The organism is Chryseobacterium proteolyticum (assembly GCF_046591535.1).
Lineage (GTDB): Bacteria > Bacteroidota > Bacteroidia > Flavobacteriales > Weeksellaceae > Chryseobacterium > Chryseobacterium proteolyticum.
The window spans coordinates 206023-221092 of sequence record NZ_JBJLWK010000001.1 but is presented as its reverse complement, the minus strand read 5'-3'; the positions used below and the strand labels follow the sequence as shown (position 1 = coordinate 221092).

14 protein-coding genes are annotated in these 15070 nt (G+C 37.4%); 7 read left to right on the top strand and 7 right to left on the bottom strand.

What is annotated here, in order from left to right:
• Window positions 1-167 precede the first annotated feature (167 nt).
• From ACJ5H0_RS00780 to ACJ5H0_RS00765, 4 genes are read left to right on the top strand one after another with little or no spacing between them, the layout of a single operon-like run.
• Complete coding sequence (locus ACJ5H0_RS00780; RefSeq protein WP_411246755.1) at window positions 168-950, top strand: Rossmann-fold NAD(P)-binding domain-containing protein; 783 nt, start codon at window positions 168-170, stop codon at window positions 948-950.
• Window positions 951-1000: 50 nt separating this feature from the next.
• Window positions 1001-3043 carry an alpha/beta hydrolase gene (locus ACJ5H0_RS00775; protein ID WP_411246754.1) on the top strand — a complete coding sequence of 681 codons (2043 nt, stop codon included), beginning with the start codon at window positions 1001-1003 and terminating at the stop codon, window positions 3041-3043.
• Between the two features lie 32 nt (window positions 3044-3075).
• Complete coding sequence (locus ACJ5H0_RS00770; RefSeq protein WP_411246753.1) at window positions 3076-3327, top strand: hypothetical protein; 252 nt, start codon at window positions 3076-3078, stop codon at window positions 3325-3327.
• 29 nt (window positions 3328-3356) lie between these two features.
• Window positions 3357-3701: a nuclear transport factor 2 family protein gene (locus ACJ5H0_RS00765; RefSeq protein ID WP_172283434.1), complete on the top strand. Its 345-nt coding sequence runs from the start codon at window positions 3357-3359 to the stop codon at window positions 3699-3701.
• A 34-nt stretch (window positions 3702-3735) separates the two neighbouring features.
• On the opposite strand, the gene ACJ5H0_RS00760 is transcribed toward ACJ5H0_RS00765, so the two are convergent.
• Window positions 3736-5319: a Na+/H+ antiporter gene (locus ACJ5H0_RS00760; protein WP_172283436.1), complete on the bottom strand. Its 1584-nt coding sequence runs from the start codon at window positions 5317-5319 to the stop codon at window positions 3736-3738.
• 228 nt (window positions 5320-5547) lie between these two features.
• Between ACJ5H0_RS00760 and ACJ5H0_RS00755 the strand changes: the two genes are divergently transcribed.
• Window positions 5548-6387 carry an alpha/beta hydrolase family protein gene (locus tag ACJ5H0_RS00755; RefSeq protein ID WP_411246752.1) on the top strand — a complete coding sequence of 280 codons (840 nt, stop codon included), beginning with the start codon at window positions 5548-5550 and terminating at the stop codon, window positions 6385-6387.
• A 64-nt stretch (window positions 6388-6451) separates the two neighbouring features.
• Here ACJ5H0_RS00755 and ACJ5H0_RS00750 read toward each other — a convergent pair whose 3' ends face one another.
• Both ACJ5H0_RS00750 and ACJ5H0_RS00745 read right to left on the bottom strand, forming a co-directional pair.
• A complete protein-coding gene (locus tag ACJ5H0_RS00750) occupies window positions 6452-7336 on the bottom strand; it encodes a serine hydrolase (protein ID WP_411246751.1) in 885 nt (294 codons plus the stop codon).
• A 141-nt stretch (window positions 7337-7477) separates the two neighbouring features.
• Window positions 7478-7837, bottom strand: a complete 360-nt coding sequence (locus ACJ5H0_RS00745) for a VOC family protein (protein ID WP_273647762.1) — start codon at window positions 7835-7837, stop codon at window positions 7478-7480.
• A 382-nt stretch (window positions 7838-8219) separates the two neighbouring features.
• Between ACJ5H0_RS00745 and ppk1 the strand changes: the two genes are divergently transcribed.
• Together ppk1 and ACJ5H0_RS00735 are read left to right on the top strand one after the other, a co-directional pair.
• A complete protein-coding gene (ppk1, locus tag ACJ5H0_RS00740; RefSeq protein ID WP_411246750.1) occupies window positions 8220-10082 on the top strand; it encodes a polyphosphate kinase 1 in 1863 nt (620 codons plus the stop codon).
• On the top strand, window positions 10069-10245 hold the full coding sequence (locus ACJ5H0_RS00735) for a hypothetical protein (RefSeq protein WP_411246749.1): 177 nt from the start codon (window positions 10069-10071) through the stop codon (window positions 10243-10245). Before ppk1 ends, ACJ5H0_RS00735 begins: the two co-directional genes overlap by 14 nt.
• 5 nt (window positions 10246-10250) lie before the next feature.
• Here ACJ5H0_RS00735 and ACJ5H0_RS00730 read toward each other — a convergent pair whose 3' ends face one another.
• The 4 genes from ACJ5H0_RS00730 to fabD form a co-directional block, all read right to left on the bottom strand.
• Window positions 10251-10994 carry a 4'-phosphopantetheinyl transferase family protein gene (locus tag ACJ5H0_RS00730; RefSeq protein WP_411246748.1) on the bottom strand — a complete coding sequence of 248 codons (744 nt, stop codon included), beginning with the start codon at window positions 10992-10994 and terminating at the stop codon, window positions 10251-10253.
• 42 nt (window positions 10995-11036) lie between these two features.
• Entirely contained in the window at window positions 11037-11690 is a 654-nt protein-coding gene (locus tag ACJ5H0_RS00725; protein ID WP_273647759.1) for an MBL fold metallo-hydrolase, read from the bottom strand.
• Between the two features lie 82 nt (window positions 11691-11772).
• Window positions 11773-12744: an acyltransferase domain-containing protein gene (locus ACJ5H0_RS00720; RefSeq protein ID WP_411246747.1), complete on the bottom strand. Its 972-nt coding sequence runs from the start codon at window positions 12742-12744 to the stop codon at window positions 11773-11775.
• Window positions 12745-15033 carry an ACP S-malonyltransferase gene (gene fabD / locus ACJ5H0_RS00715; RefSeq protein ID WP_411246746.1) on the bottom strand — a complete coding sequence of 763 codons (2289 nt, stop codon included), beginning with the start codon at window positions 15031-15033 and terminating at the stop codon, window positions 12745-12747. It abuts the gene before it with no gap.
• Window positions 15034-15070 lie beyond the last annotated feature (37 nt).

The following is a 15070-nucleotide window of genomic DNA, read 5'->3' as shown; positions in this document are numbered from 1 at the left end:
CCTGCATAAAGAGGCCCCTCCAATACCTGCTGGAGCGTATTTTTTTCTACCTGACAGCAGGTATATACTAAATAAATTGATTAATTTCACCTACTTAAAAAAAATAATAGTACACAAGTTCGAATTCACATCATTATAATTAGGAAGAAGATAAAAAAAAAGTTAATATGAAAAAAGCAGGAATAATCGGTTGTGGCTGGCTGGGATCAAGGATTGCAACAAAATTGTCCGAAACCTTTGAGATCTATACAACAATAACAAGTCCGGACAAGGCTAAGCACTTGGAAAAACAGGGATTTCATCCTTACCTTGTCAATTTTCCCGATTATCTGCTGACCGAAAAAATGGATCAATGGCAGATTATCAATGAGCTGGATGTCCTGATCATTACTATTCCTATTTCGGGAAAAAGCTGCTGTGCAAGTTCTTTATACAACAGGATCCAGAACCTTTTTTCATTTATAGAAGATTATGACGGACAGATTTTTCTTATGAGTACAACAGGGGTATATCCTGATCACAATAAAGAATTTACCGAGGAAGATGTATCTCCTGATCAGATTTCCGGAGAAAGAATGATCAGAACCAGATATCCCCAAACTAATATTTTAAGATTAGCTGGTCTCATGGGAGATGATCGTTTTCTAAGCAAATATAATGTCTCAAATCTCAATTTTTTTGTCAATCATATTCACTACAACGACATTTGTTCGGTTATTGAGAAAATGATTGAAAAGCAATGTTCTTCCAGAATCTATAATGTGGTTGCCCCACTTCATCCTACCAAATCAGAAGTCATCAGTATTCAGAAAAACATATTGAACACAGATACCGCAAAACCGGAAGGAAAGAAAATCTCTTCAGCCAGACTGATCGCTGAACTGAATTTCGAATTTGAATATGCTGATCCCAGGTACTTCCACCCTCCTTTTTCAGCAGTTGATGTGTAGCTTCTATAGTAGACTTCCATTTTATAAAAACAAACACCAAGCAATATATTATGAAAGAAAAAACTTCACTATGGAAAAAAATAACAGGTTGGTTTCAACGTTTAGAAAACTCGATTGCTCCAAGCCGTCAGACATTAAAAGCAAGCGGGTATGGCATTCTTTTGAGTTCCTGTATTTTTTTCATTCTGGTATCCGCGGATAAATTCCTTCCTGCCATAGGATGGGGAAATTTCATTTTATTTCTGCTGATTTCACTTCTGGTAAGTTACCTTATTGGCGGATTAATAGGCTGGTTGGCCGGCTTAATAGGCAGAACACCTTCTAATTTCAGACATGCAATCGGTTTTACCCTGTTTTTTTTCTTCTATCTTATTTTAATTACATCTACATTTCGCTGGGTATTGATTGTATTTCTTGTTCTTTTTCCTTCTCTTACCTTTGGAGCTTTGTTCTATTGGAGATCCAAATCTAAAACAAGCTGGTCATTGCGTCAGAAAATACTTACCGCAACTTCACTTTTTATTGGAATTCTTGGAATCGTGATTGGCGGTTATATTTATTTGGATTCGGGGAATACTCCTTCAGCAGTTAAAAATTATAAAATGTCCGGGAAACTTCCCCTCCCGATCAATGCTCCTGACCCTTCCCTTCCGGGAAAATACAAAGTAGCTTTCCTTACTTACGGATCGGGAAAAGACAAACACCGTACGATCTATGGCCGGGATGTAAATATTAAAACAGCTTCTGTAGACGGCTCCCTACTTCTTAACTCATGGGATGGAATGTCCGGTAAACTCCGTACACGCTATTTTGGATTTGATAAAACGCAACTTCCCCTGAATGCAATGGTTTGGTATCCTGAAAATCTCAATGGAAAGGCTCCTTTGGTATTGATCGTTCATGGCAATCATCTGGCCCAGGACTGGTCTGAAAAAGGATATGATTATCTGGGTAAGCTTCTGGCAAGCAAAGGGTATATCGTAGCATCCGTTGATGAAAATTTCCTGAATACAAGTTTTACGGATATCGACCAAAAAGGATTCAAAGACGAAAACGGAGCAAGAGGCTGGCTGATGCTTAAACATCTGCAGCTTTGGAGAAAATGGAGTCAGGATCCTCGTAATCCGTTTTTTAACAGGATCAATATGGATCAGATTGCGCTTATAGGACATTCCAGAGGCGGGGAAGCCATGTCACACGCTGCGCTGTTCAATAAGCTGCCTTATTTTCCTGATAATGCCAATGAAAGATTCGATTTTAATTTTAATATAAAAGCTTACATAGCTATTGCACCGGTGGACGGACAGTATCAGCCGGCATCTATTTTAGCACCCCTGGAAGACATCAATTATTTTGTCATCCAGGGAGTTCATGATATGGACATGCAGTCTTACGGCGGACTTGCCACATATAAACGGATTCAGTATTCACCGGATTATAAGGGATTCAAAGCTGGATTGTATGTTCATCAGGCAAACCACGGACAGTTCAATACTTCATGGGGAAGCTATGATTCCAGCAGTCCGTATATCAATCAGTTCAATATGAAAAACCTGATGCCTGAAAAGGAACAACAACAGATCGCAAAAGTATACATATCCGCTTTTTTAGATGTTAACCTGAAAGGAGAAAACGTCTACAAACCTCTTTTTACAGATTACCGGTATGGACGAAAATGGCTTCCGAACCATGTTTATTTCAATCAGTTTGAAGATAGTGAAACGACATTTGTTGCCCGTTATGAAGAAGATCTCAACCTATCTACTGCCACTTTAAAAGGTGTACAGATCACGGGTGAAAACCTTAGCTTATGGCGGGAAGCCCAGCAGAAGCTGATCTGGAACAGTCAAATTTCAAGAGCTGCTTATATCGGCTGGAATCACAGTGAAACCGGTAATAAACCAGGAAAATATACTTTTACTTTCCCTGACAGCCTCCGCCAGGATTTAAAGGGCAAAGCATTGGCATTTAATCTTGCAGAGAGCGATGAATCTTCGGTAGCAGCCCGGAAAGGAAAAAAAGAAACTAAAAAGGAGGAGTCCGTAAAAAAAAGATCTGCAAAAAAAAGGCCATCGATTTCAGTATTGAGCTGACTGATCAAAACGGAAAAAAAGCACATTTCCTTTTGAGTGACTGTGCACCTTTACAACCTCAACTGAAAAAGAACTTAACCAAATTCAGTTTTTTCAATGATAATCCTGATGCAGAATCTATTCCAGACTATTTTTATTTTGACCTTGATACCGTCAGAAAAAAGTATCCGGAACTGGATCTGGATAGGCTGAAATCGATCTCATTGATCTTTGATAAAACTCCGGAAGGCGTAGTTATTCTGGACGACATCAGCTTTGTTAAACTTCCTACTTCTGCCCGTTAATCTATTGACTCTAAAAAACTAAATATTCTATGGACATTAAAAATTTTGCCAACCTTTGGATCAATTCCTGGAATTCTCATAATTTGGAAGACATCCTGAGCCATTATGCAGATGATATAGAGATCACTACTCCGATGATCAAAACATTCACATCAGGTGAAGATACCCTTAAAGGAAAAGAAGCTGTTAGAGAATATTGGGGACGTGCTCTTGAGAAGGTACCCGATTTGCATTTTGAGCTGTATGATGTCACTTACGGTATCAATTCCGTTGCATTGTATTACCAATCTATTATGAACAAAAAAGCAATTGAGGTGATGTTCTTTAATGATGAGGGCAAGGTGAAAAGGATGCATGCATTTTATACTGATTAATAAAAATAAACGGGCTAAAGCCCGTTTTATTGATTTATAAAAGTCTGATTCTCTCTTCTTCCAGATCGATCTGATATATTTGCCAATTGATGTATTCTTCATGCAATTCAGGATCTTTGTTAAGTCCCGATAAGAATTTACGCTGATTTTCCAGCAATTCAAGGTAATTCTGTTTGGTCCGTTCGGTCATTCTCAAATGTTCCGGCTGGCTTATTTTATATTCCCACTGGTCGATCATCTTTTGTAAATGAGGATCTTCATACTCCCCCATTTTTTGTTTTTCTTTTAACAAACGTATTGTTTCTACCACAAGATGGTTTTTTACTTTCATTTTTGCTTCATCCTCCGGTAATTCCCTGCCGTAATCAAACAATTTTGAGCGTTCAATGATAAGAGGAAGAGTAAGCCCCTGGATAAGAAGTGTAAAAAGTATCACTGTAAAGGTGACGAACAATATCAGATTTCTATGTGGAAAAGCTTCTCCGGTCGGTAAGGTCAACGGAATAGATAAAGCAGCGGCTAATGACACCACACCCCGCATTCCTGTCCAACCTAATAACAGCGGTAAGCCAAGTATTCTCCGGCGGCTTAAACCTCTTCCGGGAGCAACACTGGGCCTGAACATAACAGTTGCAATCAGTGCGGCATAAGAAGAGATCATCCGGGTAGCAATTAAAATTACCGTAACAAGGGCTCCATAAAAAATTGCTGTTCTTAAAGGAATCCCATCTGCCCTAAGCCCCTTCACAATTTCCGGAAGAGCTAATCCGATGATCATAAATACGATACCATTTAAAATAAAGATCAGCGCTTCCCAAAAACTGAGCCCTTTGATCCTGCTGGCACTACTGAGAAAAGTAAGCCTCCGGGTGGATAAAAACAATCCACCGGCGACTACGGCCAGCACACCTGAACTATGTGCCTGTTCAGCCACCCAATACAGCAGATAGGATTCCACCAGTGTAAACACAATATCTGAAGGTGCATCCGTAGGCAGTCTTTTATGAGCCTGGATAAAGAGCCAGCCTCCTAAAAGTCCGATTCCTATTCCTCCTATAACCATCCAGAAGAAATCCGTAATCGCCGTCTGGAAAATAAATTGTCCCGTTCCTATAGCTACTAAAGCAAAGCGGACAATAATAAGCGATGAGGCATCGTTCAGTAAGCTTTCACCTTCCAGAACTGCGGAGGTGGATTTTGGAATTCTCACAAACTTCATAATTGCTCCCGTACTAACCGCGTCGGGAGGCGATACAATTCCTCCTAACAGAAAACCTAATGCAAGGGTAAAACCCGGAATAAAATAATTAGATATCAATGCAACTGTGAGCGCGGAAAAAAATACAACCAGAAAGGCAAAACTTCCAATGATCCGCCACCACTTTTTCATTTCTTTAAATGAAATACTCCATGCAGCTTCAAAGAGAATAGGCGGCAGGAAAATAAAGAATATAAGGTCCGGATCAATCTGTATGCCTGGCAGCCCGGGAATAAAACTGATCAGCAGTCCGGCAACAACAAGAAGTATGGGATATGCAATTCTCAGTTTTTCAGCCAACATTTCGATCAATACAATTGCTATAATCAAGGCTAACATGAAAGGTAATAGTTCGTGCATATTCGTTACTCGTTGTTTGAAATAGTTATTTGAAATGAGACAGATTTTAAAAATAGTATTTTCGGAGATTACTTTCAATAAAAATTATGTATAACATTTAAAATCAAGGCAATTCTTCTCTTATTAAAAAAATTATGGCTTACATTTATTAAAAATTTTTATTCACTATTTTATCAAAAACCTCTTAATAATGAGAAATCATTATTTATTCAAACTACATAACCAAATATGATGAAAACAGTAGAAATCAAAACCAATGAAGGGTATCGTGTTTCTGCCCATATTTACGAAATTCCTGACAGTAAAAATATTCTGATCATATCATCAGCTACCGGAGTAAAACAATCTTATTATAAAAAGTTTGCACAATTCCTTTCTGATCATGGAGTTTCAGTCATTACTTTTGACTACCTTGGTATAGGAGAATCTCTTAAAAAGCCTATTCAAAAACTGAATAATGGTGCTTCAGACTGGGGAAAAACCGATTTGCATGCTGTAACGGAATACACTAAAAAGAATTATCCGGACCAGAATATCATTTTATTGGGGCACAGTATCGGAGGGCAGCTCATCGGGTTATCATCATCTTCCACAGAGGCTGGTAAAATTATTCTTGTCGCAGCCCAGAGCAGATACTGGAAATTCTGGAAAGGGTTTCAAAAATATAAGTTATGGACTTATTGGAAAGCGATGTTTCCTCTAGTGATCAACTTTTTTAATTATCTTCCCTCCAAAAGAATCAGCGGTATGGAAAATTTACCTAAGAATGTTGCCAAACAATGGGGAAAATGGTGTTTGTCGCCTAATTATCTTTTTGATCATATTCCGAAGCAGGATCTATTTTTCAAAAACATCACAACCCCTTTAATTTCTGTTAGCATTGAAGATGATCATTTTGCCCCCAGAAAAGCCGTTGACTGGCTCAGTAAAAAATATGAAAGGGCAGATCTGACCAGAATTCATCTGGTTCCAAAAGATTTTAATACTGATACTATCGGGCATTTTGGCATTTTCCGTGAACAATTCAAAGACAATATATGGCCGTTATTTTTACGGGAAATAATTTAAGAAAAGTACAGTGTTAAAGTCCGTCCATAAACATACAAATCAGACACATAAAGTACATGAGCATTTATTTGTTCAACTTACTATACACTAAGTCCGTTATTTTTGCTATTACATCATCATTGGTCTTATTGTCTTCATGGGAGTCGGATATAAATACGGCAATACTGAAAGATTTACCATCTTGAAGATTTACAATTCCAATATCATTACATGCCCGGAGCACACCATTGTCCCTGCCTGATGTTCCTGATTTATGAAATGATTTTGTTTTATTTTGTATCAATCCCTGTATTCTGGTATTTGTTACCGAATGTTCCATTCCGTTTTTTAGCAGATCAAAACTTTCGTGAGATAATATTTTCTTCTTTTCAACCTGATAAAGGATTTTTGTAGCAAAACCAGGGGTAATCCTATTTGATTCAAAGTCTTTTAAAGGACTGGTATAATCATACATAATACTGAAATCTCCCGGATTTCCCATGTGAATTTCATGGATAAAAGTATTGAGGCCGTCAAAGCTTCCGGGAACATGATTCGCAAGCTTATCGAATATATTATTATCACTACGTTTAAGCATAAAAAAGACGGACTGTTTAAGAGACATTGTTGTTCCCTGGGGAATACTATCTCTCAGAGGGCTATAGGTATCTGGTCTTAAATCTTCTTTAGAAAATACAACCTGTTGATTCAGATTCATCTTTCCCTGATCTACAAGATGTAAAATATAAAGACCTAAAAAGTATTTTGATACACTGTATAGCCTGTATTTCTTATCATTATTAATCTTAACTAATTCATTTCCTTCATTATTTCTGACAGAAACTCCTATGTCCATTTTTTTGCCATCTATCAATTTATTGATGTCATTTGTTAAATTTGTTTCCACAGAAGTACTCCTGCACGACGTCATAAAAATGACCAGCAAAAAATACATAAACGCTTTTTTCATCTGAATGTGTTTGTTTTTACTATTGTTTTCTATTTTAAATTTTTAGTTTTTCCGGATTCCATTCAACCTATCATCTAAAACATTCGTATAAGATTCACAAAATCAAAATCTTAAAAACCTCTACCTTAATCAAACTAAAAACTATTCATAATAATGCCCTACCTCTATCATCAGGTTTTCATAGCTGAAATAAAAACCAAAGCTATCCCTTATTTTGCGAGGTTCCTGTTCTCCTACAATACCTCCCGTTTTTAAACGTTGGTATATATCATTAACCTGTTCTATGGTGTCCAGCATAAATCCTATGTGAAAGGCTTCGGGGTAAGCAGGAGTTCCTTCTCGGTTTTTCATCAATACCAGTGTAAAATTACCTTCTCCCTTTAATACACTAACGATATAATCTCCTTTTACATCTACACATTTAAAACCGAAATAGGTCTGAAAGAATTTTGTTGTCTTTTCAACATTGGCAACAACTAAATTGATATGATTAAGCTTCATCTTCTTTTTGTTAAAAAGTGAATTTAGCTATTATTTTTTAATTTAAAATATAGATTCAATAGATTATTTAATAATCAAGCGCTAACGATTACGCTTTTTCTCTATTGCTTATCCCTGTATTTGTACGTGTTCAGCCTCATTTCATATCTATTTTGATCAGGAAGTAATATTTAAGATCACCTATATTTTGCTTTATCACAATAACCAGGTTTTATCTAATTTCCAGTATTAATATTTCGCAAACTAACCATGAATTATGGTTTTGATATTAAAAATTGTATTAATTTCACATTCAATATCGCTTAATGAAATTTTGAAAGAGGATTTTCTAAACTAAAATTTGAATCCATCCTTATCTATATTTGACTTCAACAATTATAAAATGCCTAAAAAATATATATTTCCATCCGAATTGTCCTGGTTATCTTTTAATGATTGTGTTTTACAGGAAGCGGCTGATAAAACCAATCCTCTGTATGAAAGAATAAAATTTCTTGCCATTCATTCTTCTAATCTTGATGAATTTTATAGGGTAAAGATCAGCGATCTGCATTCTATTCCTGAAAAAAGCAATTTGTTTGAGAAGGTTAATAAGGAAATTAACCGCCAGCAGAATACATTCGGTTCGATATGGAAAAAGCAGATTATCCCGGAACTTCAGGAAAATAAGATCATCTATTACGAAAACCAGTCGTTGCTCCCCCTGCATACAGAGGAGATCGACAGTTACTTTAAAACAACCATCCTTTCTTATATCCAAATTGTTTATTTGTCAGAAGACGAAAATCAGGAGTATTTTTTAAATAACAGGCAGCTTTACTTATTGATCCGGCTAAAAAATACAAATGGCGAAATCACCTATTGTTACATCAATATACCAGCTGATAAGCTGAACCGGTATAAATTACTGAGCCCTGTAAAAGGAAAAAATTACATCATATCCATAGACACAATAATTAAAAAATGTCTGCATTATATATTCCCTGACCAGAAAACCTCTACAGCATTTGCTATTAAACTTAACCGGGATGAAAATTACCTGATTGAGGACGAAGCTAGCGGAAATCTGGTTTCCAAGATCAAAAAGAAACTGCAGGAAAGAAAATCGGGTTCATCTACAAGATTCCTGTATGATTTTAATATGCCCGAAGTAATGAGAAAGCTATGTAAAAATGCATTCCATCTGAAGGACTACGAAATGATTGAAGGTGGCACTCATCATAATTTTTTTGATCTGTTTAAGTTTCCTAATCCCAATTTTCCGGATCTTCAGAACGAAAATTTCCCACCGCTGAAATATTTTCCGTTTGAAACCAAGAAATCAATATTTGAAGTCATTGGTGAAGAAAACCAGCTGCTCCATTTCCCATATCAATCTTATCATTATGTCCTACAGTTTTTTAACGAGGCTGCTATTCATAAAGATGTAACGGAAATAAAAGTAACCCTGTACCGCATATCTTCACAGTCCCTCATTGCTAATGCTCTGATCAGCGCTGCAAAAAATGGAAAAAAAGTAACTGTTTTTGTTGAGGTAAAAGCCAGATTCGATGAGAATAATAACCTTTTCTGGGCCAACGAGATGCAAAGGGCCGGAATCAGGATCATTTACAGTATGCCTAATCTTAAGGTACATGCCAAGGTGGCTCTATTAACCTTAAAAAATGCAGGAAAGACAAAGAATTATGCTTACCTATCAACAGGAAATTTCAATGAAAATACAGCAGAAACATACACCGATTTTGGCTTTTTCACCTCTCAAAAAGAATATACGGATGATCTGAAGCAGGTATTCAGGTTTTTTAAAACCAAAGAAAAAAATTACCCTATTTCTAATTTATGGGTTGCAGGATTTAATCTTAAAGAAAATATCCTACAGCATATCGATATTGAAATACAAAATGTTGAGAATGGCAAGAAAGGAGCAGTATTCATGAAGATCAACGGTCTTAATGACAAGGAAATCATCAGTAAATTAATTGAAGCCAATAATGCAAAAGTTGAAATTACCCTTATTGTGAGGGGGATCTGCACTTTGCTGCCGGGAATTAACGGTTATACGGAAAACATCAAGATTTACAGGATTGTAGACCGTTATCTTGAACACTCCCGTATCTATCGATTTCACAATGATGGAGCAGAAAAAATTTACCTTTCTTCGGCAGATATGCTTAGCAGAAATCTCAACCGCAGAATAGAAGTTGCCTTTCCTATAAAGGATAAAAAAAATCATGCAGGAGATTAATACCATTATCGATATGGAGCTGAATGACCATACCAAAAAGAGGATCATTAACAGTAAAGGCCAGAGTATTTCCGAAAACCAGACCGGGCAACCGGATAGCTCATCTCAACAGGCTACTTATCTTTGGTACAAAAAGAAAAAGAAAAAGTCAAAGAAAAAATAACTGTTCTACAAACACAATCGTGAAATCACTGCTGTATCCAAACTACTTTTTTTAGGTAATACAATGGACCATGCATGTCCTTTTGACACCCAGGATATGGATTGATATTGAGGAAAATTGATAAAGCTGCAAACGATAACATTTCCTTTATGCTCAATATCCTCAATTTCATATAAATGAAAAGGAGTCATAAGACCGGTTTTCAGGACTTTGGACAGGGCTTCTTTAATCGTCCATAAAACAGTAAGACTTTTGTTTTCATCAACATCAATATCCAAAAGCTTATCTTTCTCATGAGGAGTAATAACTCCTTTAATGGTATCTGATTGCTCTGCACTAACAGCTTCTACGTCTACCCCCATCGGATGTCCTTCCGGAAATACCACAGCTATCCCCATTTCTGTAGTATGAGAAATACTTAATTGGATATTTCCCGCTCCGGATAAATGAAGAACCGGTTGCTGGAATATTCCGGAAACTATTTTTGTATCTGGTAAAACAACCTCATTCATAAATGCACTTAATGCCGTTTTGGCAGCGTATCTACCGAGTAAATAACTGTGCTGAACTTTAGGTAACTTTAATGTACCAAAAAAGTCCAGTTCTTCCTGATGCAAAAAAGAATGTCGTATTTCTTTCAATTGAGCCAGCGAGTGCTGTGTTACTGCAATAGCAGCAGGATACAAACCATCTGCTCTCTGTAAAGCTAATTTTTCAACTGCACTATTATTTTGTATGGATACATTCATAGCAATAAGTTCATCGTCAATAAACGCATAAAATTAGCATTATTATTTGAAAGAAAAAGGGTCTGGCTGATTCTTCCGCATCCTGAAATCTGTAAAAGCATCTCTTCTGTTCAAAAGGAAATAGATGTTGTTCTGCAGTAGAAAACTTAGTTCTTTTCCCGGCTGTTCACCAAACGAATGTCCCGGCCAGATTAAGGCCTGCTGGGGTAAATATTGTTTTATAAACTGTACGGAATCATAAAGGGAATTGATTCCACTATTGTCACAGATGCCCACTCCTTCAATAAAAATAGTATCTCCTGTAAAACAATGCTTATCAATGAGATAGCAAACACTTCCTTTCGTATGTCCCGGAGTCAGTAAGGCCGTTACACTAAACTGACCTACCATGACATCCTGCAAATGCTGGATAGCGATGAGATTAGGGCATGTAAATTCATATTGTCTGATTTCAATGGCTGACATATATACCGGTACCCCATAATATACTGCAAAAATGGAGGCCAGATCTGTATGATCGTAATGAGAGTGAGTCAATAAAACCCCTCTCAATGTAATATGGTTGTCTTTCAAAAAACTGCTGATCAACTCATAGTCCCATGCCGGATCGATCAATATTCCGGAATGGTTATCGTGAATGAGGTAACATTGATTTTTAATACCTTGACCAGATACGAGGAAAACTTCTACTTTCATCTGTTTATATTTATTTTTTTAAGATCAGATGGAATGCCCATCATCAATTCCCAGGGTGTCAAAGAATTTTTGACATGGGTGTTCATACTACTGTATCTTTTATTTTTTGCTGTAATTTTTCCAGCTGCTCAATTTCTCTTCTGTAAGGACTCATAATGGTTAGTACCTCAGAAGAAGTTCCGGGTTGCAGATTGTATTTAACAAATGCAGCACTGGTTCCCGAAGGTCCCATGTCTATATACAGACAGGGACCTTTGGCTTCCAGAAGATCAATTATTTTTGTAAAATTAGAGTACTGACTTATCGCCTGCCAGAAATAATCAGCTGTCAGCTCATTGATTTCTATCGCTTCAAAACCCGATATAAATCCTTTGGATGGAGCTTTAAAAGCACTAGCTGAACTGCTGTACTGATCGAAATCTGCTTTTGCAGCTTTCATTAATGGAGAATGAAAAGGAACATTGACAGGAAGCCGAAAAGTACTTATTCCTTCTTCAGACAATTTGCTTTCAAATACTTCTAAGTGAGACGTTTTACCTGATAAAGTAAAATGTCCTTTAAAATTATCTGATGCAAGAAATAGCTGATGTTGTTTATAGAGACTTCTCAATTTTATTTCTTCGGCAAAAACTACCATCATACCGCCTTCAATATCAGCACGGCAGATGGATTTAGCCTGTTCTATTGCAGCTTCAACAGCATTGGCAGCATCCCATACTCCATTAGCAACACCTGCCGCAAATTCACCCAAACTGTTACCCGATATAAAATCCGGTTTAATTCCCATTTCCAATAGAACTTCATACAAAGCAATCTCAACAGCAACAATTGCAGGATGGGTGATCAACAACTCATCGAACGATTCTTCTGTGTTGGTATACAGTTCATCAATCAATGAGTAGTTAAGCTGCTTTTGTACCATTTGATCCAGTCTTTCAAGACAGCTTTTAAATTTCGGGTGCTGTTCGTACAATTCCCGTCCCATCCCGCGATAATGGCTTCCTTGTCCGGAAAATAAGAATACAATATGTTTTTTACACTCGTTTTCTGTCATCTAATTATTTACCATTAATGCTGTGTTTTCTAATAATTTTGCTGCTCCTACCATAATATTGACTCCAATCTCGTCAACATGGCGTTTTTTCCAGCTTTCCATCGGAGTACCTTTGACCCACTGATTAAATGCTCCAAGTGCAGAACCTGTATGGATCTGGAAATTGGCTTTATTCTCAATATTTCCTTCAAAAGCCAGTCTATTGGTATACCCAAAATACCAACGGAAGACCAAAGCCATTTTATTTTTAGGATTCTGTTCCGCTTTGGTAATCTCTGCCTCAGCTCCCACATTTCTACAATATTCGCGTACTTCGTTCCATATTTCACTAATGTTTTTTTCAAAATACGTTTTTTCCAATTGTGTTAAGGTCTTTTCAGGGATCTCGTCTAAACTGTTGTACTGATTGTATAATGCGTATAGTTTATTTGCCCTTGCAGCAAACAACACTCCCCTTCTAAGCACTTGTACTTTAGCACCAATTTCAAACATATCTCCTGCCGGCGCATAATCGGTATCCTGTACATTGATGTCCTGTAAAAGGTCTTTTACAGCATCGCTGGTTCCTGCTTCTACCGTACATTGATTCACAGAGCCTGTTACTATAAAGTCGGCTCCCATGATGTACGCACATGTTGCTGCCTGAGGGGTACCTATTCCTCCTGCCAATCCAACTCGTATTCCTTTATCATAAGCATATTCCGCCATAATATCTGCTCTTAAACGTTGGATAGACGGTAACAAAACCATAGCAATTCCACGATCGGTATGCCCACCTGAATCTGCCTCCACACAAATATCATAACTCATCGGTACCTTTTTGGAAAGTGCTGCCTGTTCGGGAGTGATCAACTCTTCTTCCAGAAGATGTCTCACAATTTTTTCAGGGGCGGGACGCATAAACACTTCTGCAACCTCTGGTCTGGAAACTTTGGCAATAATGTTATGCTTACATATTACTTCACCGTTTGGTCCTTTCTGTAAACCTTTTAATCTGTAATACACCAAAGCAGGCATCATCTGCATATAGGCCGAAGCTTCAATATTCGTTACTCCATAAAGAAGTAAAAGCTCGATAGCTTTCATTTCAGAAGCCGGATCATTTAAATTATGAAGGAAGTTAACGCCATACGGTTCTCCATGGGTCAGTTCTTCCTGAATTTTAATAATATTCTTTTCTATTTCTGCCAATGGCATTCCTCCTGTTCCCAAAAATCCCATGAATCCGTTTTTTCCCAAGCGTACTACTAATTGAGGTGAAGCAATTCCTCGGTACATAGATCCTGCAACGTATGCGTATTTAAGACCATAATCTTTACGGAATTCATGGCTTCCCAAGCGGGTGGAAAGGCATTCTCTTTTTGAAGCTTCCCCATTTACCTTACCATTCACTGATCCGTTAACATGAGGTTTTGCTGTTTCGATTACAATTTCCTCTTCATGGATCAATGGCGTACAGTTTTCTGTAATTTCATTAACCATTTTAGTCAGGATCACACTTCCGGTTTCTTCATATTCGGTAACTCCCTTCCCCATTAAAGTCCGGATGGTATCTGTCCACTGTACAGAGCTTTCAATCTGCTGAGCCAAAAGCTCAATGATCTGTCCATCAGGATAAGGTTTTGCTGTAACATTTGCAATCACAGGAGTCTTTAAGGCTGAAAAACTAAAGTTTTGAAGATAATCTTTAAATTCTGTAGCCGCAGGTTTCATATATCTTGAATGGAAAGGAGCGCTTACAAAAAGAGGAAATATTTTAATCTTGCGTTCTTCAAATTCCTGCACGATCCTGTCAATGGAATCCTGAGGTCCCGCTATTACAATCTGAGTCGGAGTATTGATATTGGCGATATCTATATCGCTGTATCCTCCTTCTGCTAAAAGTTTTTGTACGGCATCCACTTTAAGTCCCAATACCGCTGCCATTCCACCTCCGGATGCCGCAGCCATCAAAGCTCCTCTTTTATGGACCAGCTTTAATCCGGTTTCAAAGCTGAATGCTTCTGCTGCTAACAGGGCATTATATTCCCCCAGACTGTGCCCAATGAAAAAATCGGGTTTACTTCCTGATGAGTTGGCATAATGTGTAAATGCATTTACCGTATATAATGCAGGTTGTGTGAATTGTGTTTTCCCCAACTGACGTTCAGGATCTTTGATGCATAATTCTTCAAGGTCGTACCCTAATATTTCTGATGCTAAAATTGTTTCTTTTCTGAACTGATTGAACAGATCTTTTCCCATTCCTTTGTATTGGGATCCCTGCCCCGGAAACATTACTGCTTTCATATGCTAATATTTATTGTTTTTATGGTCATATGGAACA